The sequence below is a fragment of the Sporofaciens musculi genome, from assembly GCF_009830285.1.
Classification (GTDB): domain Bacteria; phylum Bacillota; class Clostridia; order Lachnospirales; family Lachnospiraceae; genus Sporofaciens; species Sporofaciens musculi.
The window spans coordinates 3,831,666-3,854,027 of sequence record NZ_WUQX01000001.1 but is presented as its reverse complement, the minus strand read 5'-3'; the positions used below and the strand labels follow the sequence as shown (position 1 = coordinate 3,854,027).

Genomic DNA, 22,362 nt, shown 5'->3' with positions numbered 1-22,362 from the left:
GCGTGGCGCATAAAAGAGGACGCTGCTTTCTGCCTTGCGTCCTCTTTCTGGTTCCCCTTATGCTAATTTGCCGCCGCTGCCAGTTCCTTCTGTCGCGCCCTGTACCGTTGCATACGCAGCCGGTTTTGTTCGCGTTCCCTGTTGCGGGCTTGCAGCTTCCTTTGTTCCCTTGCTTCCTGTTCGGCGGTCAGGGCAGCTTCCATTTTTGGTACAGTAAATGCCCCGATAAAGTTTAGATATATGTCTACCTTTTGCACCCTGTCCCCGGTTGATTTGTCCGCTTCATGGACAACTACTTTTTCTATAAATTCATTCAACATAGGAGTGGTAAGTTCTGAAAAATCCGTGTACCTTTTCACCAATTCAAGGAACCGGTCAGCCCTCACACTGTCCGCGCCGTAACGGTCAAGCCCGGTCTGTAATTCCTGCATTTCTGCTTCAAGTGTGGTCTGTTCGTTGTCATACCCGGATAGCAGACGGTCAAAGTGCTTTTCTGGAATCTTCCCGGTAGCAAAAGATTCATATAGCTTTTTCACCAGGTCGTCCAGTTCTTCATGCCGCCGCTTTGCCTTTCCCAATCTTCGGCGGTATTCTTTCATAGTGGCTTCCTGCTGAACGTCTGACGCTTCCCGTACCTTCTTGACAAACTCCTTTTCGTTTGAGAGGGCATAGGCGCTGACTTCCCGGATAGTTTCCAAAATCAATTTTTCTACTACAGATACCCGGATATAGTGCATGGTACAGTTCCGGGTATACTGCCGGTAGCTGGAGCAGCCATAAGAATTGTCAGCGTCATATTTGTTTCTGGAATTATACCGGTGTGACAGCTTCGAGCCACAGTCCGCGCAGTAGAGCAATCCACTTAAACGGCAAGGGGGAGCGCCGTTCTTTTTCGGTCGGCGTTTTGTTTCTATCAGGCGTTGTACATTATTCCATGTTTCTTCGTCAATGATTGCTTCGTGGGTGTTCTCAAATATCATCAATTCGTCCTCTGTAGCTTTCCGGCGCTTTTTGGTTTTATAGGATTCACTGATAGTCTTGCCGAGTACCGTATGCCCCATATATTCCCGCTTTTCCAAGATATGAATGATTGTTTGATTTGTCCAGCGGATAGGGTCGTGGAAACTCTTGCTATGCTGGTTTTCAGGATAGTATTTTTCAGCATATGCCGAGGGAATCAATATCTTGTCAGCGTACAGAATATCGGCAATCCGATTGACTCCATTCCCTTCCAGAACCAGCTTGAAAATGCGCCGGACAACTGCCGCCGGTTCCGGGTCAATAATCAACTGCTGCTTGTCGTCCGGGTCACGTCGGTAGCCGTAGGGGACACTGGGAGAAACCCGCTTCCCTTCCTGCATACGGGCTTTAAAGATAGCCTGTATCTTGCGGCTGGAATCGCGTGCATACCATTCATTCATAATGTTCAAAAACGGCGTGAAATCGCTGTCCTGCTGATTGCTGCTGTCTATGCCATTGTTGATTGCTATGAACCGGACACCTTTTTCTTTAAACATGACTTCGGTATAGAACCCTACTTTCAGATAGTCGCGCCCAAACCGGCTCATATCTTTTACGATAATGACAGCCACGTTTCCGGCTTCCACTTCGGCTATCATGGACTGGAAACCTTCCCGGTCGAATGTCGTCCCACTCACTCCGTCGTCGGTGAAGTGGCGTATATTGACAAAGCCGTTCTTCCTTGCGTAGTCCTCTAAGAAATGTTTCTGGTTCGTGATACTGTTGGATTCGCCCTGTAATTCGTCGTCGCGGGAGAGCCTTTCATACAGGGCGGTAATCTTGATACTGTTTAATTGTTTGCTCATTATATAACCCCCGTTCTGTTATGATGTAACGCTTTTTAGTTCCTTATAACACTATCACGTTCGGGTCAGTGACGATATACGACGTTGGAAAATCCTTTGACGTACATTGCATGAGCGACGGTTTCACAAAGAACCGGGTCTTGCCGCTGCCGGAACCGCCGATTACAAGGATATTTTTGTTTCTTGCGTATTTCGGCTGCTTCGGTCGGCTGTTCATGGTAAGCCGTTCCGTCTGCGTTAAGGGGATATTATTCTCAAATACCGGGTCGGTGTACGGCTTTATGTCGTCAGCCCCGCCCCAACGCGCCGAACCGTATTCTGTCCCGCGGCGGTATTTCTTCGCGTTCTTGCCTTTGGTGTAGATAATCAGCCGGACAATGACCGCCCCCGCAATGCCTAAAGCTAAATCTGCCGGGTGGAAGCTCGGCGCGATACTGGAAAAGGCGGCGGTAAAACCGTCCCCAAGATGTAGCAGCTTTGCGCTTGCGTCCGCGCCGGGGGATAGACGGACAGCCGCGCCCACTTTATCAAAGAGCCAGACAAAGAGCAGATACGGGAGATTTAGGATAAGCAGCTTCTTGATTTCCGGCTTCATAGCGATACCTCCCTGTCTTTGTTCTTGACTTTCGCACGTTCCGCGTTCTTGCCCTGTGCGGCTTCTTTAAGGGTTGAGAGCAGCTTTCGGATAGAGGGCTTTTTCTCCTGTGTCAGCTTCTTTGCGGAAAACTCCTTAAAGGCTGCGGTCAGCACGTCCGCGTCCCGCCCCTTGAAGAAAACCAGATAGCGGGGCGGGCTTTCCGTCGCGTCCTTTTTCAGCGCAAAGTCGATACCGTACTTTTTCGCCGTACCCTCAAAGGCTTTGATATTGCCCTCGGTAATCTCAATGTTGGAAACGCCCGCGTTCTGCTTCATAAGCTGCTTTAAGCTCTGCTTTCCCTGTGGCGGTTTTGCAAGCTGCTTTTTGCCCTTTGACAGTATGGCTTTCATTGCCTTTTGGAGCGTCTGCGCGGTCAGTTTCCCGGTCTTGATGTAAAGGGCTATGGTCTTTTCGTTTACTTCGTCCTGCAATTCCTCGCGTCCTCCTTTCTCGTTTCTTTATAGGGCGGCGGTCAGATACGCACCCGCAGCCCGTTCAAGTCCTCGGCTCTGATACCCACAAGATACCAGTTGTCGCCGTACTCCATCCGGGTCGGCTTCCACTTGCCCCGCACGAATACGTCAAAGCACTCTCCACAATGCAGCCCGCCATAGTAGCTGTTTAAGTCAAAGCGAATGTCGTAACGGTCGGTGCGCTCGTCAAATACCAATGCTCCTGTCATTTTCTGTGCCATAATAAAATCCTCCTTTTGTTGTTTTACAGGCTTTCGCCCTCGTTGTATGAATAATAGTCCGGGTCGCCGTACTGCGGCTTTTTCGGTGACAGTGCGCCGCTTGCCATGTCATGGGCGACAAGGGAAGTGTAATAATTGCCGATTGTGGACGGGGCATTGAAAAGGGCGGCTTTCAGATATTGCTTGATGTTGCGGATTTTGGTTGTGTTCTCCCGCATACAGTCAAGCACAAAGCGGATATGTTCGCCGTCCAGTTTCATAAACTTAGATTTCACAAGCTCTGCCGGGTAGTCGTCCCCCGCAATCCGCACCCGCTTTCTGGCGGTGCATACCGTTTCAAGCATGAGGTCTACAATCTCGTCAAGCCTGTCACTGTCAAACTTCATATCCTGTTTGAGAATGTGGTAGTCGATATTGTCCTTGATGATTTCCCGGTATATCTCTACTGCGCTCTGTGCTGCCGCTTCCGTTCCTTTCCGTTCTGGCGGCGCAGCCGCTTCCCCGCAAGGTGAGGGGTTAGGGGAAAGGATAGGAATGGAATGGGTACTTGATAAATCTGTATTTAATTTTTCTTTTTTTGGTAAGTCAGTTCTTTGTATATCTTTATTTAATTGCGTTGGATTTTCCAACGTAGGTTTTTCCAATGTTGGTTTTTCCTGCGTTGGATTATCCAATGTTGGATTTTCCAATGTAGGTAAATCCGGCGTAGGCGGCTGCGGCTGCTCGAATATCACATAGTCCGCGCCCCGCAAGCGTCCTTTCTCGTCGCGCTCCCTTGACCGGACGATATACCCGGCGCGTTCAAGTTCCTTAATGGCTTCGCGGATAGCGTCTATCTTCTCCCGGTTGATAAGGGATAAGCCTTTCAAGGTGTAGTCCCAATCTTCGGGGAGTGACAGCATTTGCGACAACAGCCCTTTTGCTTTTAGGGATAGCTCCTTGTTGCGTAGGTGGTGGTTGCTCATAACAGTGTAGCCCTTGTTTCGTTCCACTCTGAAAACTGCCATAGTTCATAGCTCCTTTGCTTTGGATTTGTTACGCAGTAGAAGCGCGGTTTCGGGGGGATAAGGTATAAATCCCTTGCCGCGCCAGATACGCGCCCGGAAAACCGCTTGTAGCAAGGCTTTTTCTGCCCCTACTGCGTAACAAAGGGCATGAAAAGCGGCGTTCCTGTTCTCCCGTATAGAGAGTAAGAAACGCCGCTTCTGCGTCGTATTCAGTTTTTAGTACAATACCCTGCTTGTCCGTCGCTCGAAAAACCTTGATTTTCCAGTGTTTTCAAAAGTATCGTTATCTAACGTCAGCTTTCAATCGACCATCTTTTCAACAAATGATTGGGGATATCGAGGCGGGGCATGTGGATTGTGTCATAACCAAAGATTTATCAAGGCTCGGCAGGAATTATCTGGAGAGCGGGGCATATATCGAGGTATTTTTCCCGAATCACCATGTCCGTTATATCGCTGTCAATGACGGCGTAGATTCGGCAAACACCGGTGAGATGGACATTACCCCATTTAAGAATATCCTGAACGAATTTTATTCGAGGGATATTTCAAAAAAGGTAAAGACGGGAAGGTATATCCGAGCCAGTCAGGGGAAATTTATGGGGGGCTTATGCACCGTTTGGTTATAAAAAAGACCCGGCAGACAAGAACCACCTGATTGCGGATGAAGAAACAGCGCCGACTGTCCGCTATATTTTCCAGCTTGCGTTGGAAGGCTACGGAAACAATAAAATCGGGAAAATCCTTTATGAAGAAAAAATTCCGAAGCCAGCTTATTACAATCAGGAAGTTTTCGGAAAGTTTTTGATCGCTGAGGATGATATTTATAATTGGAAACAGTCTACGATAATCCGTATACTCCGGAATCCTCTGTATAAAGGTTATTTTTGGGTACAGAGGTATGACAGGAAGCATTTTAAACAGCAGACAAGAGGTTATATCCCGATTAAGGAACGTGTAACCATACCCAGCGACCATGAAGCCATTGTGGACGAGCATACATGGAATACCGTTCAGGAAATCCTTGACAGGCATACAAAGGTGAAACCTTGCACTTCTGGTTATGACAATAAGTTCCGTGGAATTTTAAAATGTGCCGATTGTGGTAATAACCTGACAATCCATACGGATGGAAGGAATCCGGACAGACCATTGCTTGAAAGGACGTATTACCTATGCCGGATTTACCGTGTAAGGGGAGCGAAGTTCTGCAGTAAGCACCGCATCAGCGCCGGAGATTTGGAGGAACTGGTGCTTTCCGATATCCAGTTCCATGCAGGAAAGGTCATAAAGGATCGGGAGAAATTCATGCGGAAAGTGCTTGGTCAGATGAATACTTCATCGGCAAACAGCAGGGCAAATATTGACAAGAAAGTGGCTGTCTTAGAGAAAAAATTAAAAGAATCTGATAATCAATTCATCAAGTTGTATGGGGACTGGTCAAAGCAGATAATATCAGAGCAGCAGTTCCGGCTGTTGTCTGCACATTTTGAGCAGGAAAAGAAACACTATACGGAGCAAATCGAAAAGTTAAGAGCGATGGCTGAAAATCTGGAGGACAGTGCAGATAAAGCGGAACGCCTTGCCAATGAAATGGCGGAGTGTGCCGAGATTAAGGAGCTGACCACAGAGATCGTCAACCGTCTGATCGAAAAGATTGAGGTTTCGGAACCTCAGACCATCAATGGAGAGAAAGTCCAGAATATCAGGATTTTCTACAAGTTTGTTGGGGAAATCAATTAAAAATCCATTTATGTATCTATAAAACTGGGGACAGGGAACTGGCCCCGGAGGGGACCGGCTACCGGGCGCGGACAAGGTTTTCCAAATTCTTTAACCTGCCGGAGCTGATGAACCTGTTCAAAGAGGTTGCGGACATCAAGACCGCCGACCAGCTGGACCTGCCCACCCCGGAGGTGGAATACCACAACATCGTAGTAAAGCCCACCGAACACCAGCAGGATATGGTGAAGGCCCTCTCCGAGCGCGCCGCCAGAGTCCATTCGGGAACCGTTGACCCATCGGAGGACAATATGCTGAAAATCACCTCGGATGGCCGCAAGCTGGGGCTGGACCAGCGCATTATCAATCCCATTCTGCCGGACGAACCCGGCACCAAGGTCAACCAGTGCGTGGACAATATCCTGCAAATCTGGCGGGACGGACAGCCGGAAAAGCTGACCCAGCTGGTGTTTTGCGATATTTCCACACCCCAGGCGGCTGGCTCCAAAAAGGTGGCTAAAACGCTGGATAACCCGATACTTCATGCTTTGGAACAAGCGGTTCCAGAGCCGGAGAAACCGCTGGCCTTTACGGTCTATGAGGACATCCGGCAGAAACTCATCGCACAGGGTATGCCCGCCAGCCAGATTGCTTTTATCCATGAAGCAAATACCGAAGTCCGCAAAAAGGAGCTGTTTTCCAAAGTCCGCTCCGGCCAGGTGCGCGTCCTGTTAGGCTCTACCCAGAAGATGGGGGCCGGAACCAACGTACAGGATTTGCTGGTGGCCCTTCACGATCTGGACTGCCCCTGGAGGCCCGGAGATGTAGGACGGATTTTGCGGACATTCAAAATAAAAAGAATGTGGAGGTAACAGACAATGGCAAAGACGATTTTTGAGGAAATGGGTGGCAGATACGAAAGGCAAGGTGACTATTTAATTCCATGTATAGCTTTACCCGCCGAAGAAGAACAGCCGATAGGCACATGGGGACAGCGGCATCTGGACTATCTGAAACAGTACCGCAAGGTTACATACACCAATCTTCTCACAAGCGGCAGGCTGAATACTTACCTTGCCGACATTGACAGGCAGGCGCAGGAACGCTTTGAAAGGCTCATAGAGGGCATGAAACAGGCACAGGGCATAACGGAACGACTAAAAGAAGAAAATGCCTTAGAATGGGTTGGAAGAATGAATAACATAAGAGCTTGTGCGAGGGAGCTTGTTGAGAGGGAATTGATTTATCAATAGACAGACTAACGGCGGTAGGGATTGAACTACCGCCGTTTTAAGTGTTATTTTATTATTCTGTTCTTATCACCCCACTCACACATACCATCTAAAATAGGAATGAGTGACTTTCCACGTTCAGTTAAACTATATTCAACTTTTGGAGGGATTTGGGGATATTCTTCTCTATGTACAAGTTGGTCTGCTTCCAGTTCCTTTAAAGACAAACTTAGTGTTTTAAAAGAAATTCCACCGATATATTTTTTCATTTCATTGAATCGGACAACGCCAAATTCCATTAGTGTATATAGAATTGTCATTTTGTATTTTCCATTTATCAACGATAATGTATAACTGAAACCTGTTGTTGCTAAACATTCTTTTGAAATACAATGTTCGTTCATTTTACACTCTCCTTTTGGTAAGTATATAACAATAATGTGCGTACTTGATTAAAAGATAATTCTTGCTATGATTATAATATGGAGAGACACGGAAGTCAACGTGTTCCACAAATTATAAAATAGATTGGAGATTGTAGAATGGGTAAAAAAATTGTAGTAATTACTGGAAGTCCGCGTAAAAAAGGGAATAGTTTAAGTATGACTGAAGCATTTATTGAAGCGGCGACTAAAAATGGGCATTCCATTATAAGGTTTGATGCAGCACAAAGCAATGTTGGAGGCTGTCACGCTTGTGAAACCTGCTATCATTCGGGAAAAGCTTGCAGTTTTGATGATGATTTTAATAAAATTGCAACTGATATTTTTCATGCAGATATGATTGTTTTTTCAATGCCCGTCTATTGGTATTCCATTCCTGCACAAATTAAATGCGTGATTGATAAATTGTTTTCTTTCGTGGTAGGCGGTAAAGATATAGCAGGAAAAGAGTGTGCCTTGATTGCTTGTTGTGAAGAAGATGATATGTCTGTTTTTGATGGTGTCCGTATTCCAATCGAGCGTTCGGCGGCTTTGCTGAAATGGAATATGGTAGGCGAAGTACTTGTGCCTGGAGTGTTAAATGTTGGTGATATTGAAAAAACGGATGGTTGCAAAAAAGCAATCGCTCTTGCAAAAAGCATATAAGAAAAGAGGTTGGGTATATGAGCAAAAAAATAATAATACTGAATGGAAGTCCACGTAAAAAAGGGAATACAGCTACATTAACGGCTGCATTTAAAAGGGGAGCAGAAAAAGCAGGAAATCAGGTTACAGAATTTTTCCTTGGAGAAATGAATATCAATGGTTGCAAAGGATGTTTCGGCGGTGGTAAAGATTGTAACAGTCCTTGTGTGCAGAAGGATGATATGGACGTAATTTATCCTGTTTATCAAGAAGCGGATATTGTAATTCTTGCATCGCCTTTATATTATTGGACAATTAGCGGGCAATTAAAAACTGCATTTGACAGGCTGTTTGCTGTTGCGGAGTGTAATCCTAATTATCGAAACCCTAAAAAGGATATGGCTCTGATTATGGCGGCAGAAGGGTATGGTTTTGAAGAAAGCGAATATTGGTATGACCGTCTTGAAAAGCACCTTGGATGGAAAAGTATAGGAAAGGTTCTTTGTGGCGGGGTTATGAATGTTGGTGATATTTCAGAGAATGAAAAATTGGATGAAGCATATCAGCTTGGTGTGTCCATTCAATAAAATTAGAAAATGAATAAAGATACCGTTTGGCTGTTATGTCCTGTTTGCGGTAACAAAACCCGTGACAGAATAAGAAAAGATACCGTTTTGAAGAACTACCCTCTCTATTGTCCAAAGTGTAAGAAGAAAACGCTAATTGAAGTAAAAAATTTACATACAATAGTCATCACAGAGCCAGACACATAGATGCGGAGCCGATGAACTTGTGAAATAAAATGAACCGCTCCCTGTCAAGTAGACAGTTAAAAAAATAAAAATTTTTACCTGCCAGTCGCAAAGAGGACTGGCAGAGCTTTTATGCAGCATCTTTCAAATAGTTTCTATATTCTATCGGTGTCATACAGTTTAAGCGTTTCTGATACCGATGATTATTATAATAATCTATGTAATCTGATACAGCCTCCTTTAGCTCCTCATATGTTTGAAATTTCTTCAGGTAATACATTTCTGATTTCAGCATCCCCCAGAACGCTTCCATTGGTCCGTTATCAATACATCTGGATACTCTTGACATGCTTTGTGTCATTCCCGCTTTGTTAAGCTTTTTACGGAAGTATTTTGAGGTGTATTGGTATCCACGGTCACTGTGGAATAAAGGCCTTGCATCTGGATGGTTTTCATGGGCAGTGTCAAAGGTTTCAAAAACAAGGGCATTATTATTGGAATGTCCAATGACAAAGGAAACAATACTTTTATCTGACAAGTCCAGAATGGCCTCAGGTATGCCTTCCCACTGGCTCCATATTTCATCTCCGTTACATCCGTAAGCCATTTTTCCCCAAAACGTTCCGCATGGAACTCCCGGTTTAAGATGTTTTCGGCAGTAACCTCTGGCGTTGATTTTACATAGTTTCTTCTCCTGCGCCGGCACACAGATTTCAGATGTAAAATCCGCATAAGGCGCAAGATTCTCTTTGCGTTGACTTGAAATTCATTTTCACGGTTTAATTTAATCGTCATCTGCCTGTAACCCAGAATCCCGCTTTTTTCCTCGTACGCATCTCTGATAAGGACACATAATTTCTGGTTGAATTTCTCATTTTCACTTGGTTTTCGGTTCAGCCATTTATAATAAGCAGAACGCGAAATTCCCGCAAATCTGCAGAGTTCTGATATTGAACATCCCTGCTCGTCATATATTTCCTGTATCGCCAGATAAACCGTTTCATTTTGTGTCTGGCTTAGAACCGCCTCCTTTCGATTTCGTCGAGTTTTTTAAGAAAGCAACCTCCAGCTGGGCTCTGCGCTTTTCCGCTTGAAGAAGCTTATTTTCCGCACGCAGCTTCTCCAGTTCCGACATTTCTGTTTCAGATTTTCTTTTCCCTCTTTTGTCAATAAGCCCTTCTACGCCGTTTGACTGGTATTTCCTTGTCCATTGGTAAATCTGTTGGTAGGATACCTGGTATTTTTCTGCTGCCTGGGCATAATCCATTCCATGCTCTATGCAGTATGTTACAATTTCCACCCGTTCCTCATATGAGGTTTTTCTTCCTTTGGTCATGACGCTGGTTCCTCCTGTTCCAGAAGTCTTTAACTTCTCATGACCATTATACTTCATAATCCAGTTGCGAAGCTGCTTATCTGAGCGGATTCCATACTTTTTCTGGATTTCCCTTAATGTTCCTTTGCCGGAAAGGTAATCGGCAACAGCATTTTGTTTTGTTTCGGCGGAATAGATACGGAGTTTTGGAGTTGTTTTTAACCCCTCTATTCCTAAAGACTGATACAAGGTCACCCACTCGACGATACGTGTTCCATTTGTTCCCAGGCTTCGGGCGATACTTTCTGTTGAACAGCTTCCCTCCAAATATTTTGTAACGGCATCTAATTTCATTTCAAAAGAGTATTTTGAATGTTGTCCCATAAAATATGCTCCTCCTTATAGTGACAGTTTTATTATTTCATCTGTCTACCATAAGGGGAGCATATCAAAATCACAGTTTATTGGCTCTTTTTCATTTCATAAGGTTTTAAGGCAAACGCCCACCATATAAAAAAACGGTGTATTGGTGGGCGGTATTGCTATACCCGAAAAGACTTAACAGACACTCTCCAGACCTGTTTTAAAGTTTGGAGGTTTTTTTATGTTCTTTTTTCGGGCAGTTATCCATCTGCTCATGCAACGCAGAGTTAATCCATACATAGCATATTGGGGAATGGCAGGAAGTCAGTTAAAAAAATTCCTGTTTATGCAACGCTACTTCTCACCATGAAACAAGAAGTAGAATCTCCACTTAACAGAATATATATCTCCTATAACCGTAGAGGTCACAGAGCCTTTGCGGTTTTTCTTTTGTCGTTTTTTATCGGAATGTGCCGCAGTGCTGTTTCTGCTGTTGGCTGCCGTTCGCCGCCTTTCCAATCTGGATTTTTACATTTTCAAAAATTCGGATTGGAGGAAATAAGGAATGGCATACAACCACGGACGTGAGGACAGGAAATGGCGTATCTGGAAAGAAGCCGAGGAAAAAGTGCTGCGTGAGCATGGCGTTGATGAAGCGGTCATTGAGCAAATCCGCATGGAGGACAGGGCGGACTTTAATTCCAATAGGCGGTTTTACCGATGGACGAGCGACTTCGGCGAATACCTTGAGGGAATGGCGGACAACGAACAGCAGGCAGAGCCGAATACCGTTGCGGACTTACTGGACGAGATTGAGGACGAGAAGCTGTATCAGGCATTGCTTACGGTGGACAAGCATACCCTGCTCATTCTCCTGTTAAAATGCAGGGGTATTCCACTAAGGAGATTGCGGCGGTGGCAGGGCTTACCGAAAGGGCGGTCTACAAACGCCTTGAACGGTTACGCAAAAATTAAAGCCTATTTTTTATCCTTTCGGGGAAATTTAACCATTTCCACGGGCTATTGGGTGGGAGGGCAATCCTCCCGCTCAATTTTTTTCGGGAGGAAAGGAAATGGCATACGGGGCAAAGACATACACGCTTCGGGAGGAATCCACGGAAAGCGGCAAAAGGTATTTTATCAGCTTTAAGGACGGGCAGGGGGAACACCACGAACTGGAAGTGTCAGAACAGCTATTTGTTGAATTTCGGCAGATGGAGCGGAAAAACAGAAACCTTCAGCAATGGAACCAGCGGCACAGGGAGTTTAACGAGGTGTGGGACGAAACGCTTTACAGACGTGCTTTGAGAGTGCCTAAATCGCTTGATGAAAGAATGATTGAGAAAGAACGGAATGAACTGTTTTATAAAGCGGTTGCCCGACTGCCAGAGATACAAAGGCGGCGTTTCCTGCTCTATTACGAGTATGATTTTAACTTTTACCAAATCGGGGAAATGGAGCATTGCACCGCTTCCGCTGTCCAAAAGTCTGTTTCGGTTGCAAGGGAAAAGGTCAAGGCAGAAATGAGGAAGTATTTCCAACCTTAACGATTACTGTCCGAAAAAGAAATCCATTTTTATCGGCGTGGGGACTGGCGGCATTACATACTCTCACTCTTTTTCGTGGGAGTAAATCTATTTTAAGGAGGTCACATCTATGTGCAACAAAACCAAAGACACCGCCCGAAAGGAGGAATCCCATGCATAAGCTTCAGACGGTCAACGCCGACACGCTCCTTTATGAGCCGCTTGAGAAGCCGTCCTTTGTGGTGGGCGGTCTGATACCCACGGGATTAACCCTGTTCTGCGGCTCACAGAAAATCGGCAAGAGCTGGCTCATGCTAAAGCTCTGCCTCTGCGTATCGCAGGGAATCCCCTTGTGGGATATGCCCACGCAGGAGGGCGACGTGCTTTACCTCTGCCTTGAGGACACGTTCTGCCGCATACAGGACAGATTGTTCCGCTTGACGGACGAAGCGAGCGGGCGGCTTCACTTTGCGGTGGCGAGCGACAAGCTGTCAGACGGTCTTATCGTGCAGTTGGAAGATTATCTGAAAGAATATCCCGACAGCAGGCTCATTGTGATTGACACCTTGCAGAAAGTCCGCACCGCATCCAAAGACAACGCCTATGCAAGCGATTATGGGGACATCTCTCTTATCAAAGACTTTGCCGACAGGCACTCATTGGCGGTCATTGTTGTACACCACATCCGAAAGCAGAACGACAGCGACGTGTTCAACAAAGTGTCTGGCACGACGGGATTGACGGGGAGTGCAGATGCTACCTTTGTCCTTCAGCAGGAAAGCCGTGCGTCCAATGCCGCAAAGCTGTATGTGACGGGCAGGGACACGCCCTATCAGGAGTTTACGCTCCGTTTCCATGATTGCAGTTGGGAACTGGTGGAGCGTAAGGAGCAGGAACAGCTTGCAAAAGAAGCGATACCAGACGTCCTTTTTCGGCTGGTGGATTTCATGCAGGGCAGGGAGGGATGGACTGGGACGGCAACGGAGCTTCTGGAACAGATGGGGGAAACGGGAACGCCGCCCAACATCATGACGAAGCGGCTCAACGAATACCGTGCCAGTTTCCTAAGCGAAAACAACATCCGTTACGGCTACCACAGGAAGAAAGGGTGCAGGGAGATTTCCCTCACAAGGCAGTCGGGTGACGGTGGTGACGGTGATGACGGTTAGTTTGGGATACCCCCTGCTAGTGTCACCGTCATAGCAAATGTATGTGAAGTCGGCGGCTCCGCCCTTCGGGAGAACACCCCGTAAACGCAAAATGCAGGCGTGGGATTTCCCCGCCGCTTGCGGCGTGTCTATCCACCCCTGCGGTCAGAAAAATCTAAAGATTTTTCCGACTGCGTTTACAGGGTGTAACACACTACACTTTGCCCTGCAAAGTCGTGTGCCAGACGTTCCCTCTGGACTCCCTTAAAGCAGGGCTTACGCCCTGCCCATCCTCTGCCTTGCGGCTTCGGATGGAAGAATGTGCGGTGACAGTCGGCGGCTTCCGTGGGGGTATCCCAAAAACACCGTCACCACCGTCACCAACCGTCACCCTTTGGGAGATTACCCGCCGAAGAAAGGAAGATGATGAACTATGTCCTATGCAATCCTGCGTTTCCAGAAACGCAAGGCAGGCGGCGTTGCGGCTTGCGAACGCCACAACGAGCGGAAGAAAGAAGCCTATAAAAGCAACCCAGATATTGATATGGAACGCTCCAAAGATAACTACCATCTTGTGAATCCGCCCCGCTACACCTACAAGAAAGAGATAAACCAAATGGTAAAAGAAGCAGGCTGTAAGGTAAGAAAGGACAGCGTGATGATGGTGGAAACGCTCATCACCGCTTCGCCCGAATTTATGAACAGCTTACCGCCAGAAGAACAAAAAGCCTATTTCCAGACGGCTCTTGACTTCATTTCGGAGCGTGTAGGGAAGCAGAATATCCTCTCCGCAGTCGTCCACATGGACGAAAGAACGCCCCATATGCACCTGTGCTTTGTGCCGCTTACGCCCAACAACAAGCTGTCAGCAAAATCTATTTTAGGCAACCAAAAATCCTTATCCGAGTGGCAGACTGCCTACCATGAGCGTATGTCCGCACGGTGGAATCAGCTTGAACGTGGGCAGTCCTCAATGGAAACGAAGCGGAAGCACATCCCCACATGGCTCTACAAGTTAGGCGGCAGACTGGATAAACAGTATGAAGAAATCGTGTCTGCCCTCTCCGACATTAACGCCTTTAACGCAGGAAAGAAGCGTGACAAGGCTCTGGAACTGATTGCGGCATGGCTCCCAGACGTGGAGAAATTCTCTAAGGAAATCGGGAAACAGCAAGTGTATATCGACAGCTTGAAAGAGAGAATCGGGCAGGAATCCGACTATGCGGGGCGTATGCGTGATGAAAAGTACGAACAGGAATTAAAGGTACAGAAAGCCAACCAGAGGATATTTGAATTGCAGAAAACCAATCAGCAGATGGAAAGGTTATTGAAAAAAATACCGCCAGAGGTATTGGAAGAATTACAGAAAACAGGCAGAACCAGACCAAAAGAAAGGTAGGGATGTGAATGATGAAACAGGATTTTAAGGTATTAAAGACCGCAGATTTATATCCGTTTCCCGATAACCCGTTTCATGTAGTGGAGGATGAAATGCTGTCAGAATTGGCGGAGAGCATCAAAGAGTTTGGAATCGTAACGCCAATCATCACACGCCCGAAAGAGGACGGGAATGGTTATGAAATCATTGCAGGACAGCGGCGTGTCCGTGCTTCGGAGCTTGCAGGGATAAACACAATCCCCGCTTTTGTCCTGCCCTTAGACCGTGACCGAGCCATCATCACCCTTGTAGACAGCAATTTGCAACGAGAAAATATCCTGCCGAGCGAGCGGGCGTTTGCCTACAAGATGAAATCCGAAGCCATGAAGCGGCAGGGTTTCCGCACAGACTTAACCTCGTCACAAGTTCGAGCTGTTGACAAACCTCTTGCCAAAAAGATTTGCATATAAGAAAATATATGTGTAGATGAATCCTTGAGGTGATACATTATGATGACGAAAAGAGAAAACCAACAGATAGAAATGCATTTGATAACAATTGAAGATTTAGTCCCTATGGATCATTTGCTTCGGAAAGTAAATGATATCATTGATTTTTCATTCATATATAACGAAGTAGAAAATATGTACTGTCATAACAATGGGCGTCCATCTATTGATCCAGTGGTCTTGATCAAGTTTCTTCTCATCGGTTTTCTTTATGGCATCAATTCCGAAAGAAGAATATCAGAAGAGATTCAGGTGAACATGGCATACCGTTGGTTTCTTGGTCTTGATGTCATGGATAAAGTTCCAGACCATTCTACGGTTTCCCAGAACAGACGCCGCCGTTTCAACGGCAGCGATCTTTTTCGGAATATCTTTCAGAAAATTGTTTCCATATGCATAGAAAAGGGTCTGGCAGACGGCAAGCTGGTTTTTACGGATTCGACACACATAAAGGCAAACGCATCCCGGAAAACAGAATACATCAAGCAAACAGAAGAAGTTACAAATGAATACCTCAAAGAACTAGACCAGTATGAAGAAACGGTACGGGCCCAGTTGGAATCAGAAGGGAAAATCAAGCCCATCAGATGCAAGAAACGGAAGGAAAAAACGGAAACCATTCGCCGCCGTGAAAGCAGGACAGACCCCGAATCTGGATTTTACAAGAGGAAAGGGAAAGCGGAGGGGATGCACTACTTGTCGCATGAAACCGTGGACTCTAAAAACGGAATTATAATCGATGTGGCAGCTACAGCCGGTAATGTGCCTGACAGCCAGCCGTATATCAAAAGGATTGATTATATTGAGAAAAACCTGGGTTTGAAAATACAGGAAGCATGTGCCGACAGTGGCTATGACACAAACCTTATCAACCAACAGTTATCAGAAAGAGGCATAAATTTTTATACGCCTGAAAGAACGGAGCAAAAAAGAGGAACTACAGAATTTCAAAGGAAAGATTTTCAGTATGATGAAAAGGATGACAGATTCATCTGTCCCGGAGGAAATGGTGTTAGTATATAAGTGTGGACAGGAAAAGTTGAACAACCTATACTATCAAGTGAAAAAGCAAAGGAGATGTTTTACATGGCGAAAAACCAGAAATCTTACACTCCGGAATTCAAGCAGCAGATCGTGGATCTGTATAATGCCGGAGGAACCTCGTATCCGCAACTGGAGCGTGAATATGGCGTAAATCGAAGCACACTCAGCAACTGGGTAAAACAGCTCTCCCCCATCAAAGTATCCGGGGAGGAGACGGTCACCCTTAAGGAGTATAAGGCTCTCCAGAAAGAAATCCAACGCCTTAAGATTGAGAATGAAATATTAAAAAAAGCGACCGCCTTATTCGCGAAAGAACTATAGCCGAGATTGTTTCCTTTATCCAGAACAACTTAACCCGCTACTGTGTATCTCAGCTTTGCAGCGCTCTGAAATTCCCAAGGAGTACCTATTACAAGGCTCTGGTTTGTGTACCCTCAAATAAGCAGAAGGCATATGCGGAATTCGGCAGGAAAGTGAAACAGGCATATGATGACTCAAAACAAAGGTATGGGGCTGTCAAAATATGCCGTGTGCTGAATGATAATGGTACACCTTGCAGCGTCAAGAGGGTGCAGAGGCATATGGCAGAGCAGGGACTGCGCTCTATCGTAGTAAAGAAGTACAATCATCATGCCAACCATGGCAGCATCCCGGAGGATAAGAAAAATATCCTGAGGCGTGATTTTGGGACGGAGACCATCAACCAGAAATGGTGTACGGATATCACTTACATCCATGTACAGAAAGAAGGATGGACCTATCTGGCTTCTGTCATGGATCTGTGCAGCCGAAAGATTATAGGGTATGCCTATGGCACATCTATGACGGCGGAACTGGCGGTTAAAGCGGTAGAAAACGCATGCCTGAATGTCAGGGATACCGAGGGGATCATCCTTCATAGTGATCTTGGAAGTCAGTATACGAGCCAGGCATTTGAAGACTGCCTGGGCAGTAAAGGAATCCTGCATTCATTTAGTCGTAAGGGAAATCCATACGATAATGCCTGTATGGAATCTTTCCATTCCGTACTGAAAAAGGAAGAAATCTATCTTCATACTTACCAGGATTTAAGGGAAGCTCGCAGAGCAATCTTTAAATACATAGAGGGCTGGTATAACCGTAAACGGATCCATAGCTCTATCGGTTATCTGACACCACAGCAAAAGGAGGATGAGGAACTCAAAAAAGCAGCATAATCTTTCAACTTTTTTTGTCTAAAGTATTGACATAGATCCACAAGCTGAAATTGCCGCACTGTGCCAATCCCGTTTGGAGAAGTGGGAAAAAGGAAACGCCATATAGCTTTGACGATTTACTTTCGGCATGAAATAGGATATACTGATAAAGGTCAAAGTGTAGACCCCCCCGCAAACGGACGGGCTTTTTCATAGAGGAGTGTATATATGGATAATCATCAGTTATCACCGGACAATCCGATGATTTTGGAAATCAGAAAATTACTGGAAAACGCAAGAAATAATATCGCTCAACAGGTCAATACTGAGCTGCTTACAACCTATTGGAACATTGGCCGGATTATCGTGGAGTATGAGCAGCAAAGCCAGCTTCGCGCAGAGTATGGAAGGCAGACCTTAAAAGAACTTTCCAAAGAACTGACAAGGGAGTTTGGCAAGGGTTTTTCTGTTTCCAACATTCAATTTATGAGGCGGTTTTATCAGTCTTACCCAATTCAACAGACAGCGTCTGTTAAATTGTCATGGTCCCATTACTGCGAGCTTTTGACGATCTCCGATGAGAGCAAACGCAGCTTTTATGAAAAAGAGGCTGTCAATTCCGGCTGGTCGGTACGGGAGCTGAAACGGCAGATTGAAAGCTCCTTGTATGAACGCCTCTTATTATCCAGTGGCGACGCCAACAAAGAAAAGGTTCTCTCGCTGGCACAAAAGGGAATTGAAATCGCACAGCCAGCCGATATTATCCGCGATCCCTATGTATTCGAGTTTTTAGGGATTCCAGAAAACAAGCCTTACCTGGAAAGTGATCTGGAACGGGCGCTTGTGATGCAGATTGAAAAATTCCTGCTGGAACTTGGCCGGGGATTCATGTTTGTAGGAACTCAGCAGCGGATCACCTTAAACAATACCCACTACTATGTGGACATGGTTTTCTACAACAAAATCCTGCGAGCCTATGTGCTGATTGAATTGAAAACAAAAAAACTGACGCCGGAGGCTGCCGGACAGCTGAATATGTACCTCAACTACTATGCGGCGGAAGTCAATGACCATGATGACAATCCGCCTATCGGCATTATCCTCTGTACCGATAAGGAGGGTGTGGCGGCAGAATATGCGCTGGGCGGTTTATCCAACAATATCTTTGCATCCCGCTATGTCCTCTATATGCCAGACAAGGAGCAGCTGGTCGCACAGGTAGAGGCGGTTCTGAAAAAATGGCATGACAAAAACGATGGGAACCAGTAATAAAGTCTGCCCCGACTGCGGCAGAAAAATGAAACAGCAATTCATCGGCTTACAGCATTGTAAATGCGGGATAAGCTGGAAAAAGGACATCGGATTTTTTGAGCGTACCAGTGATATGGTCTTTGCGTTAGAACGCCGGACCATTGGAAAAAAGGTCAAACAAATTCCGGTCATCCGATATAAAAATGGTGAATAAAAGAAACAAGCGGTCTGCGTATGCAGGCCGTTTTGTTATGAAGGGAGGATTCTATCATGGCAACCACACGCATCATGCCGCTGCACATCGGCAAGGACCGCACCGAAAGTCAAGCGGTCAGTGACATTATCGACTATGTAGCCAACCCGCAAAAGACAGATAACGGCAGGCTTGTCACCGGCTTTGCGTGTGACAGCCGGGTAGCCGACGCCGAGTTTCTGCTGGCAAAACGGGAGTACATTTCCACCACTGGCCGGGTACGCGGCGCGGACGATGTGCTGGCCTACCATGTCCGGCAGTCCTTTGTCCCCGGCGAGATTACCCCAGAAGAAGCCAACCGGCTGGGCGTGGAGTTTGCCAAACGGTTCACAAAGGGTAATCACGCCTTTGTGGTCTGCACCCATATCGACAAGTCCCATATCCATAATCACATCATCTGGAACGCGGTCAATGTGAACTGTGACCGGAAATTCCGAAACTTTTGGGGCAGCACCCGCGCGGTCCGGCGGCTCAACGATACCATCTGCGTTGAGAACGGCTATTCCATTGTAGAGGACCCAAAACCGCATGGAAAAAGCTATAACAAGTGGCTGGGGGATCAGGCAAAGCCCTCCCACCGGGAACAGCTCCGTATGATGATTGACCAGGCATTGGAACAGAAACCGGCAGACTTTGACGGGCTGTTAAAACTGCTTGCGGAAATGGGCTGTGAAGTGTCGCGCCGGGGACAGGCAATCCGGCTCAAAGCCCCCGGCTGGAAGAATGTTGCCCGCATGGATGGAAAGCTGGGCAAGGGATACAGTGAAGATGAAATACGGGCGGTCCTTGCCGGAGAACAGCAGTGGATCTATGTCAATACTTTAGACAAAAAAAGTTGAAAGATTATGCTGCTTTTTTGAGTTCCTCATCCTCCTTTTGCTGTGGTGTCAGATAACCGATAGAGCTATGGATCCGTTTACGGTTATACCAGCCCTCTATGTATTTAAAGATTGCTCTGCGAGCTTCCTTTAAATCCTGGTAAGTATGAAGATAGATTTCTTCCTTTTTCAGTACGGAATGGAAAGATTCCATACAGGCATTATCGTATGGATTTCCCTTACGACTAAATGAATGCAGGATTCCTTTACTGCCCAGGCAGTCTTCAAATGCCTGGCTCGTATACTGACTTCCAAGATCACTATGAAGGATGATCCCCTCGGTATCCCTGACATTCAGGCATGCGTTTTCTACCGCTTTAACCGCCAGTTCCGCCGTCATAGATGTGCCATAGGCATACCCTATAATCTTTCGGCTGCACAGATCCATGACAGAAGCCAGATAGGTCCATCCTTCTTTCTGTACATGGATGTAAGTGATATCCGTACACCATTTCTGGTTGATGGTCTCCGTCCCAAAATCACGCCTCAGGATATTTTTCTTATCCTCCGGGATGCTGCCATGGTTGGCATGATGATTGTACTTCTTTACTACGATAGAGCGCAGTCCCTGCTCTGCCATATGCCTCTGCACCCTCTTGACGCTGCAAGGTGTACCATTATCATTCAGCACACGGCATATTTTGACAGCCCCATACCTTTGTTTTGAGTCATCATATGCCTGTTTCACTTTCCTGCCGAATTCCGCATATGCCTTCTGCTTATTCGAGGGTACACAAACCAGAGCCTTGTAATAGGTACTCCTTGGGAATTTCAGAGCGCTGCAAAGCTGAGATACACAGTAGCGGGTTAAGTTGTTCTGGATAAAGGAAACAATCTCGGCTATAGTTCTTTCGCGAATAAGGCGGTCGCTTTTTTTAATATTTCATTCTCAATCTTAAGGCGTTGGATTTCTTTCTGGAGAGCCTTATACTCCTTAAGGGTGACCGTCTCCTCCCCGGATACTTTGATGGGGGAGAGCTGTTTTACCCAGTTGCTGAGTGTGCTTCGATTTACGCCATATTCACGCTCCAGTTGCGGATACGAGGTTCCTCCGGCATTATACAGATCCACGATCTGCTGCTTGAATTCCGGAGTGTAAGATTTCTGGTTTTTCGCCATGTAAAACATCTCCTTTGCTTTTTCACTTGATAGTATAGGTTGTTCAACTTTTCCTGTCCACACTTATATACTAACACCAGCAGCATACACCCCGCAGAAAAGATGCAGTTTCAACTCCCACTCCGAAGGTCAATCTTCTGGTGGATATTCAGGCAAAATTGCAGGCCGGAAAAGGCGCTGGCTATGCGCGCTGGGCAAAGGTATTTAATCTCAAACAGATGGCGCAGACAATGAACTATCTCACCGAGCATGGTTTGCTGGAATACGCAGTTTTGGAGGAAAAAGCGGCAGCGGCTACGGCCCGTCACAATGAGCTGTCGGCCCAGATTAAGGCGGCGGAAACCCGCATGGCGGAAATCGCCGTACTGCGGACCCACATCGTCAATTACGTTAAAACCCGCGAGGTCTATACGGCCTATCGCAAGGCTGGGTATTCCAAGAAATTTTTAGCAGAACATGAATCGGAGATTTTGATCCACAAGGCGGCAAAGCAGGCATTTGACGATTTGGGTATCAAGAAGCTGCCTACTGTCAAGAGCTTGCAGGCCGAGTATGCCCAGCTGTTGGAAGGAAAGAAAAAAGACTATGCCGAGTACCGGCGATCCCGCGAGGAAATGCGGGAACTGCTGACCGCGAAAGCCAATGTGGACCGGCTGATGGGATACGGGGAGGAACGTCAGAATGACCGGGAAAAAGAACAAGGGCAGGACCGTTGACGCTCCGTTTTTTCGTATTTTCTCACCGCCGCAGGCAGATGAAAAGCGTTCCGCAGGAACGCGCAGCCACAGAATGAAATTCTGTGTTCAAAGGGGCTTGGGGGCGCTGCCCTCAACAAGCAAACAGAACGGAAATCCCGGCAGGGATTTTCCGCTCTGTGGCCGGTGTGTATTAACACCGGCATTGCTTGCCTCTTTCCCGCAGGAATAAAATAAGCCAGTGACGAAACCTTCAAATTTCGCTCACTGGCCTACTTTGTTTCAAGTTTCTTGGAGAGTTCCTTTAGTTCCTCTACAAATCCACGAGTGTGGCGCAACAATGTTTCACGCATCTCTGGCGGACAGTTCATATAGAGTAGCTTCATCTCATTCTGCCCTGCTTCGTCCGGCGAAAGATCCGGGCATATAAGCGAATCCAGTGAAAGATGAACCACCTTTGCTAATGCTTTCAAAATCAGATAGGAAGGATTTCTCCTGGCTTTCTCAATATCAGCAATCTGTTTGGTAGAAACATGGGATTCATCTGCAAGCTGTTCCTGCGTCAGATTTTTTTGTTTTCGTGCTGCTCGGAGCGCATCTCCCAAAGCGGTCAAATCGTCAATCGGCATTATCGTTCACCTCAATAATATTGTATCGTTCCGGTTTAATTTGAGGAATAACCTTATCATTCCGGTTTGCCGGTATGATTATACCGATTTTCTTATTGATAGCATGGCTGTAGGCTTGTATTCTTCGAGCAATGGAAATATA

25 protein-coding genes and 8 pseudogenes are annotated in these 22,362 nt (G+C 46.4%); 20 read left to right on the top strand and 13 right to left on the bottom strand.

Annotated elements, in window-relative coordinates; all coding sequences use genetic code 11:
• Positions 1-62: 62 nt before the first annotated feature.
• The 5 genes and pseudogenes from GN277_RS19640 to GN277_RS19620 all read right to left on the bottom strand — a co-directional run bounded on the left by GN277_RS19640 (position 63) and on the right by GN277_RS19620 (position 4,164).
• On the bottom strand, positions 63-1,826 hold the full coding sequence (locus tag GN277_RS19640) for a recombinase family protein (RefSeq protein WP_159752875.1): 1,764 nt from the start codon (positions 1,824-1,826) through the stop codon (positions 63-65).
• Between the two features lie 61 nt (positions 1,827-1,887).
• Positions 1,888-2,421, bottom strand: a pseudogene (locus GN277_RS19635) (type IV secretory system conjugative DNA transfer family protein); the annotation flags it as partial.
• A complete protein-coding gene (locus tag GN277_RS19630; RefSeq protein WP_159752873.1) occupies positions 2,418-2,894 on the bottom strand; it encodes a PcfB family protein in 477 nt (158 codons plus the stop codon). The pseudogene GN277_RS19635 and the gene GN277_RS19630, both read right to left, overlap by 4 nt.
• 41 nt (positions 2,895-2,935) lie before the next feature.
• Positions 2,936-3,157: a DUF5348 domain-containing protein gene (locus GN277_RS19625; protein ID WP_159752871.1), complete on the bottom strand. Its 222-nt coding sequence runs from the start codon at positions 3,155-3,157 to the stop codon at positions 2,936-2,938.
• A 23-nt stretch (positions 3,158-3,180) separates the two neighbouring features.
• Positions 3,181-4,164: a DUF6017 domain-containing protein gene (locus GN277_RS19620; protein ID WP_159752869.1), complete on the bottom strand. Its 984-nt coding sequence runs from the start codon at positions 4,162-4,164 to the stop codon at positions 3,181-3,183.
• A gap of 233 nt (positions 4,165-4,397) precedes the next feature.
• Here GN277_RS19620 and GN277_RS19615 point away from each other — a divergent pair, with 233 nt between their 5' ends.
• From GN277_RS19615 to GN277_RS19600, 4 genes and pseudogenes are all read left to right on the top strand, one after another.
• Positions 4,398-4,793 (top strand): recombinase family protein, encoded by a 396-nt coding sequence (locus GN277_RS19615; RefSeq protein ID WP_322101264.1) that lies wholly within the window; start codon positions 4,398-4,400, stop codon positions 4,791-4,793.
• Entirely contained in the window at positions 4,738-5,907 is a 1,170-nt protein-coding gene (locus tag GN277_RS19610; protein ID WP_159756957.1) for a recombinase family protein, read from the top strand. The genes GN277_RS19615 and GN277_RS19610 overlap by 56 nt, the downstream gene beginning before the upstream one ends.
• A gap of 35 nt (positions 5,908-5,942) precedes the next feature.
• Positions 5,943-6,784 (top strand): annotated as a pseudogene (locus GN277_RS19605) (SNF2-related protein); the annotation flags it as partial.
• Complete coding sequence (locus GN277_RS19600) at positions 6,765-7,139, top strand: TnpV protein (RefSeq protein WP_159752865.1); 375 nt, start codon at positions 6,765-6,767, stop codon at positions 7,137-7,139. The pseudogene GN277_RS19605 and the gene GN277_RS19600, both read left to right, overlap by 20 nt.
• A 44-nt stretch (positions 7,140-7,183) precedes the next feature.
• Here the strand turns inward: GN277_RS19600 and GN277_RS19595 are convergent, their stop codons facing one another.
• Positions 7,184-7,522 (bottom strand): winged helix-turn-helix transcriptional regulator, encoded by a 339-nt coding sequence (locus GN277_RS19595; RefSeq protein ID WP_159752863.1) that lies wholly within the window; start codon positions 7,520-7,522, stop codon positions 7,184-7,186.
• Positions 7,523-7,660: 138 nt separating this feature from the next.
• Here GN277_RS19595 and GN277_RS19590 point away from each other — a divergent pair, with 138 nt between their 5' ends.
• The 3 genes from GN277_RS19590 to GN277_RS19580 are packed head-to-tail and all read left to right on the top strand — an operon-like array spanning position 7,661 to position 8,958.
• On the top strand, positions 7,661-8,206 hold the full coding sequence (locus tag GN277_RS19590; protein WP_159752861.1) for a flavodoxin family protein: 546 nt from the start codon (positions 7,661-7,663) through the stop codon (positions 8,204-8,206).
• Positions 8,207-8,223: 17 nt separating this feature from the next.
• Positions 8,224-8,772 (top strand): flavodoxin family protein, encoded by a 549-nt coding sequence (locus tag GN277_RS19585; RefSeq protein WP_159752859.1) that lies wholly within the window; start codon positions 8,224-8,226, stop codon positions 8,770-8,772.
• 9 nt (positions 8,773-8,781) lie between these two features.
• Positions 8,782-8,958, top strand: a complete 177-nt coding sequence (locus GN277_RS19580) for a cysteine-rich KTR domain-containing protein (RefSeq protein ID WP_159752857.1) — start codon at positions 8,782-8,784, stop codon at positions 8,956-8,958.
• Between the two features lie 109 nt (positions 8,959-9,067).
• Here the strand turns inward: GN277_RS19580 and GN277_RS19575 are convergent, their stop codons facing one another.
• The 3 genes and pseudogenes from GN277_RS19575 to GN277_RS19565 all read right to left on the bottom strand — a co-directional run bounded on the left by GN277_RS19575 (position 9,068) and on the right by GN277_RS19565 (position 10,636).
• Positions 9,068-9,544: an IS3 family transposase gene (locus GN277_RS19575; protein ID WP_159752855.1), complete on the bottom strand. Its 477-nt coding sequence runs from the start codon at positions 9,542-9,544 to the stop codon at positions 9,068-9,070.
• Between the two features lie 95 nt (positions 9,545-9,639).
• Positions 9,640-9,834 (bottom strand): annotated as a pseudogene (locus GN277_RS32480) (IS3 family transposase); the annotation flags it as partial.
• 103 nt (positions 9,835-9,937) lie between these two features.
• Positions 9,938-10,636, bottom strand: a complete 699-nt coding sequence (locus GN277_RS19565; RefSeq protein WP_159752853.1) for a helix-turn-helix domain-containing protein — start codon at positions 10,634-10,636, stop codon at positions 9,938-9,940.
• A 544-nt stretch (positions 10,637-11,180) separates the two neighbouring features.
• On the opposite strand from GN277_RS19565, the pseudogene GN277_RS19555 reads away from it, so the two are divergent.
• The 3 genes and pseudogenes from GN277_RS19555 (at position 11,181) to GN277_RS19545 (ending at position 13,310) form a co-directional block, all read left to right on the top strand.
• Positions 11,181-11,590: pseudogene (locus GN277_RS19555) on the top strand (RNA polymerase sigma factor).
• 98 nt (positions 11,591-11,688) lie between these two features.
• Positions 11,689-12,162: an RNA polymerase sigma factor gene (locus GN277_RS19550; RefSeq protein WP_159752849.1), complete on the top strand. Its 474-nt coding sequence runs from the start codon at positions 11,689-11,691 to the stop codon at positions 12,160-12,162.
• 152 nt (positions 12,163-12,314) lie between these two features.
• Positions 12,315-13,310, top strand: a complete 996-nt coding sequence (locus GN277_RS19545) for an AAA family ATPase (RefSeq protein WP_159752847.1) — start codon at positions 12,315-12,317, stop codon at positions 13,308-13,310.
• Positions 13,311-13,503: 193 nt separating this feature from the next.
• On the opposite strand, the gene GN277_RS19535 is transcribed toward GN277_RS19545, so the two are convergent.
• Positions 13,504-13,680, bottom strand: coding sequence for a hypothetical protein (locus GN277_RS19535; RefSeq protein ID WP_159752845.1), 177 nt, complete (start codon positions 13,678-13,680; stop codon positions 13,504-13,506).
• A gap of 42 nt (positions 13,681-13,722) precedes the next feature.
• Between GN277_RS19535 and mobV the strand changes: the two genes are divergently transcribed.
• The 8 genes and pseudogenes from mobV to GN277_RS19500 all read left to right on the top strand — a co-directional run.
• The gene (mobV, locus tag GN277_RS19530; RefSeq protein ID WP_159752843.1) at positions 13,723-14,688 is read left to right on the top strand and encodes a MobV family relaxase; all 966 of its coding nucleotides are present in this window, start codon (positions 13,723-13,725) and stop codon (positions 14,686-14,688) included.
• An 8-nt stretch (positions 14,689-14,696) separates the two neighbouring features.
• A pseudogene (locus GN277_RS19525) lies at positions 14,697-15,095 on the top strand (ParB/RepB/Spo0J family partition protein); the annotation flags it as partial.
• Between the two features lie 81 nt (positions 15,096-15,176).
• Positions 15,177-16,178 (top strand): annotated as a pseudogene (locus GN277_RS19520) (IS1182 family transposase); the annotation flags it as partial.
• A gap of 84 nt (positions 16,179-16,262) precedes the next feature.
• Entirely contained in the window at positions 16,263-16,541 is a 279-nt protein-coding gene (locus GN277_RS30430) for a transposase (RefSeq protein WP_244324759.1), read from the top strand.
• Positions 16,502-17,416 (top strand): IS3 family transposase, encoded by a 915-nt coding sequence (locus tag GN277_RS19515; protein ID WP_322101295.1) that lies wholly within the window; start codon positions 16,502-16,504, stop codon positions 17,414-17,416. Before GN277_RS30430 ends, GN277_RS19515 begins: the two co-directional genes overlap by 40 nt.
• A gap of 207 nt (positions 17,417-17,623) precedes the next feature.
• Positions 17,624-18,664: a PDDEXK nuclease domain-containing protein gene (locus GN277_RS19510; protein ID WP_159752841.1), complete on the top strand. Its 1,041-nt coding sequence runs from the start codon at positions 17,624-17,626 to the stop codon at positions 18,662-18,664.
• Positions 18,651-18,860, top strand: a complete 210-nt coding sequence (locus GN277_RS19505; RefSeq protein WP_159756954.1) for a hypothetical protein — start codon at positions 18,651-18,653, stop codon at positions 18,858-18,860. The genes GN277_RS19510 and GN277_RS19505 overlap by 14 nt, the downstream gene beginning before the upstream one ends.
• 56 nt (positions 18,861-18,916) lie before the next feature.
• A pseudogene (locus GN277_RS19500) lies at positions 18,917-19,702 on the top strand (relaxase/mobilization nuclease domain-containing protein); the annotation flags it as partial.
• Positions 19,703-19,742: 40 nt separating this feature from the next.
• Here GN277_RS19500 and GN277_RS19495 read toward each other — a convergent pair.
• Positions 19,743-20,600 (bottom strand): IS3 family transposase, encoded by an 858-nt coding sequence (locus tag GN277_RS19495; RefSeq protein WP_244324963.1) that lies wholly within the window; start codon positions 20,598-20,600, stop codon positions 19,743-19,745.
• Positions 20,601-20,617: 17 nt separating this feature from the next.
• Positions 20,618-20,896, bottom strand: coding sequence for a transposase (locus GN277_RS30425; protein ID WP_244324759.1), 279 nt, complete (start codon positions 20,894-20,896; stop codon positions 20,618-20,620).
• An 83-nt stretch (positions 20,897-20,979) separates the two neighbouring features.
• Here GN277_RS30425 and GN277_RS19490 point away from each other — a divergent pair.
• Both GN277_RS19490 and GN277_RS29520 read left to right on the top strand, forming a co-directional pair.
• Positions 20,980-21,612 (top strand): annotated as a pseudogene (locus GN277_RS19490) (relaxase/mobilization nuclease domain-containing protein); the annotation flags it as partial.
• Positions 21,578-21,823 carry a hypothetical protein gene (locus tag GN277_RS29520; RefSeq protein WP_204162864.1) on the top strand — a complete coding sequence of 82 codons (246 nt, stop codon included), beginning with the start codon at positions 21,578-21,580 and terminating at the stop codon, positions 21,821-21,823. The pseudogene GN277_RS19490 and the gene GN277_RS29520, both read left to right, overlap by 35 nt.
• 40 nt (positions 21,824-21,863) lie before the next feature.
• Here GN277_RS29520 and GN277_RS19485 read toward each other — a convergent pair whose 3' ends face one another.
• Positions 21,864-22,220, bottom strand: coding sequence for a helix-turn-helix transcriptional regulator (locus GN277_RS19485; protein WP_159752839.1), 357 nt, complete (start codon positions 22,218-22,220; stop codon positions 21,864-21,866).
• Positions 22,221-22,362 lie beyond the last annotated feature (142 nt).

Coding starts and splice junctions, on each gene's coding strand:
- GN277_RS19640 (WP_159752875.1), bottom strand. CDS start 1,826: ATGAGCAAACAATTAAACAGTATCAAGATTACCGCCCTGTATGAAAGG.
- GN277_RS19625 (WP_159752871.1), bottom strand. CDS start 3,157: ATGGCACAGAAAATGACAGGAGCATTGGTATTTGACGAGCGCACCGAC.
- GN277_RS19620 (WP_159752869.1), bottom strand. CDS start 4,164: ATGGCAGTTTTCAGAGTGGAACGAAACAAGGGCTACACTGTTATGAGC.
- GN277_RS19600 (WP_159752865.1), top strand. CDS start 6,765: ATGGCAAAGACGATTTTTGAGGAAATGGGTGGCAGATACGAAAGGCAA.
- GN277_RS19595 (WP_159752863.1), bottom strand. CDS start 7,522: ATGAACGAACATTGTATTTCAAAAGAATGTTTAGCAACAACAGGTTTC.
- GN277_RS19590 (WP_159752861.1), top strand. CDS start 7,661: ATGGGTAAAAAAATTGTAGTAATTACTGGAAGTCCGCGTAAAAAAGGG.
- GN277_RS19585 (WP_159752859.1), top strand. CDS start 8,224: ATGAGCAAAAAAATAATAATACTGAATGGAAGTCCACGTAAAAAAGGG.
- GN277_RS19580 (WP_159752857.1), top strand. CDS start 8,782: ATGAATAAAGATACCGTTTGGCTGTTATGTCCTGTTTGCGGTAACAAA.
- GN277_RS19575 (WP_159752855.1), bottom strand. CDS start 9,544: ATGGCTTACGGATGTAACGGAGATGAAATATGGAGCCAGTGGGAAGGC.
- GN277_RS19565 (WP_159752853.1), bottom strand. CDS start 10,636: ATGGGACAACATTCAAAATACTCTTTTGAAATGAAATTAGATGCCGTT.
- GN277_RS19550 (WP_159752849.1), top strand. CDS start 11,689: ATGGCATACGGGGCAAAGACATACACGCTTCGGGAGGAATCCACGGAA.
- GN277_RS19545 (WP_159752847.1), top strand. CDS start 12,315: ATGCATAAGCTTCAGACGGTCAACGCCGACACGCTCCTTTATGAGCCG.
- mobV (WP_159752843.1), top strand. CDS start 13,723: ATGTCCTATGCAATCCTGCGTTTCCAGAAACGCAAGGCAGGCGGCGTT.
- GN277_RS30430 (WP_244324759.1), top strand. CDS start 16,263: ATGGCGAAAAACCAGAAATCTTACACTCCGGAATTCAAGCAGCAGATC.
- GN277_RS19510 (WP_159752841.1), top strand. CDS start 17,624: ATGGATAATCATCAGTTATCACCGGACAATCCGATGATTTTGGAAATC.
- GN277_RS19505 (WP_159756954.1), top strand. CDS start 18,651: ATGGGAACCAGTAATAAAGTCTGCCCCGACTGCGGCAGAAAAATGAAA.
- GN277_RS30425 (WP_244324759.1), bottom strand. CDS start 20,896: ATGGCGAAAAACCAGAAATCTTACACTCCGGAATTCAAGCAGCAGATC.
- GN277_RS29520 (WP_204162864.1), top strand. CDS start 21,578: ATGACCGGGAAAAAGAACAAGGGCAGGACCGTTGACGCTCCGTTTTTT.
- GN277_RS19485 (WP_159752839.1), bottom strand. CDS start 22,220: ATGCCGATTGACGATTTGACCGCTTTGGGAGATGCGCTCCGAGCAGCA.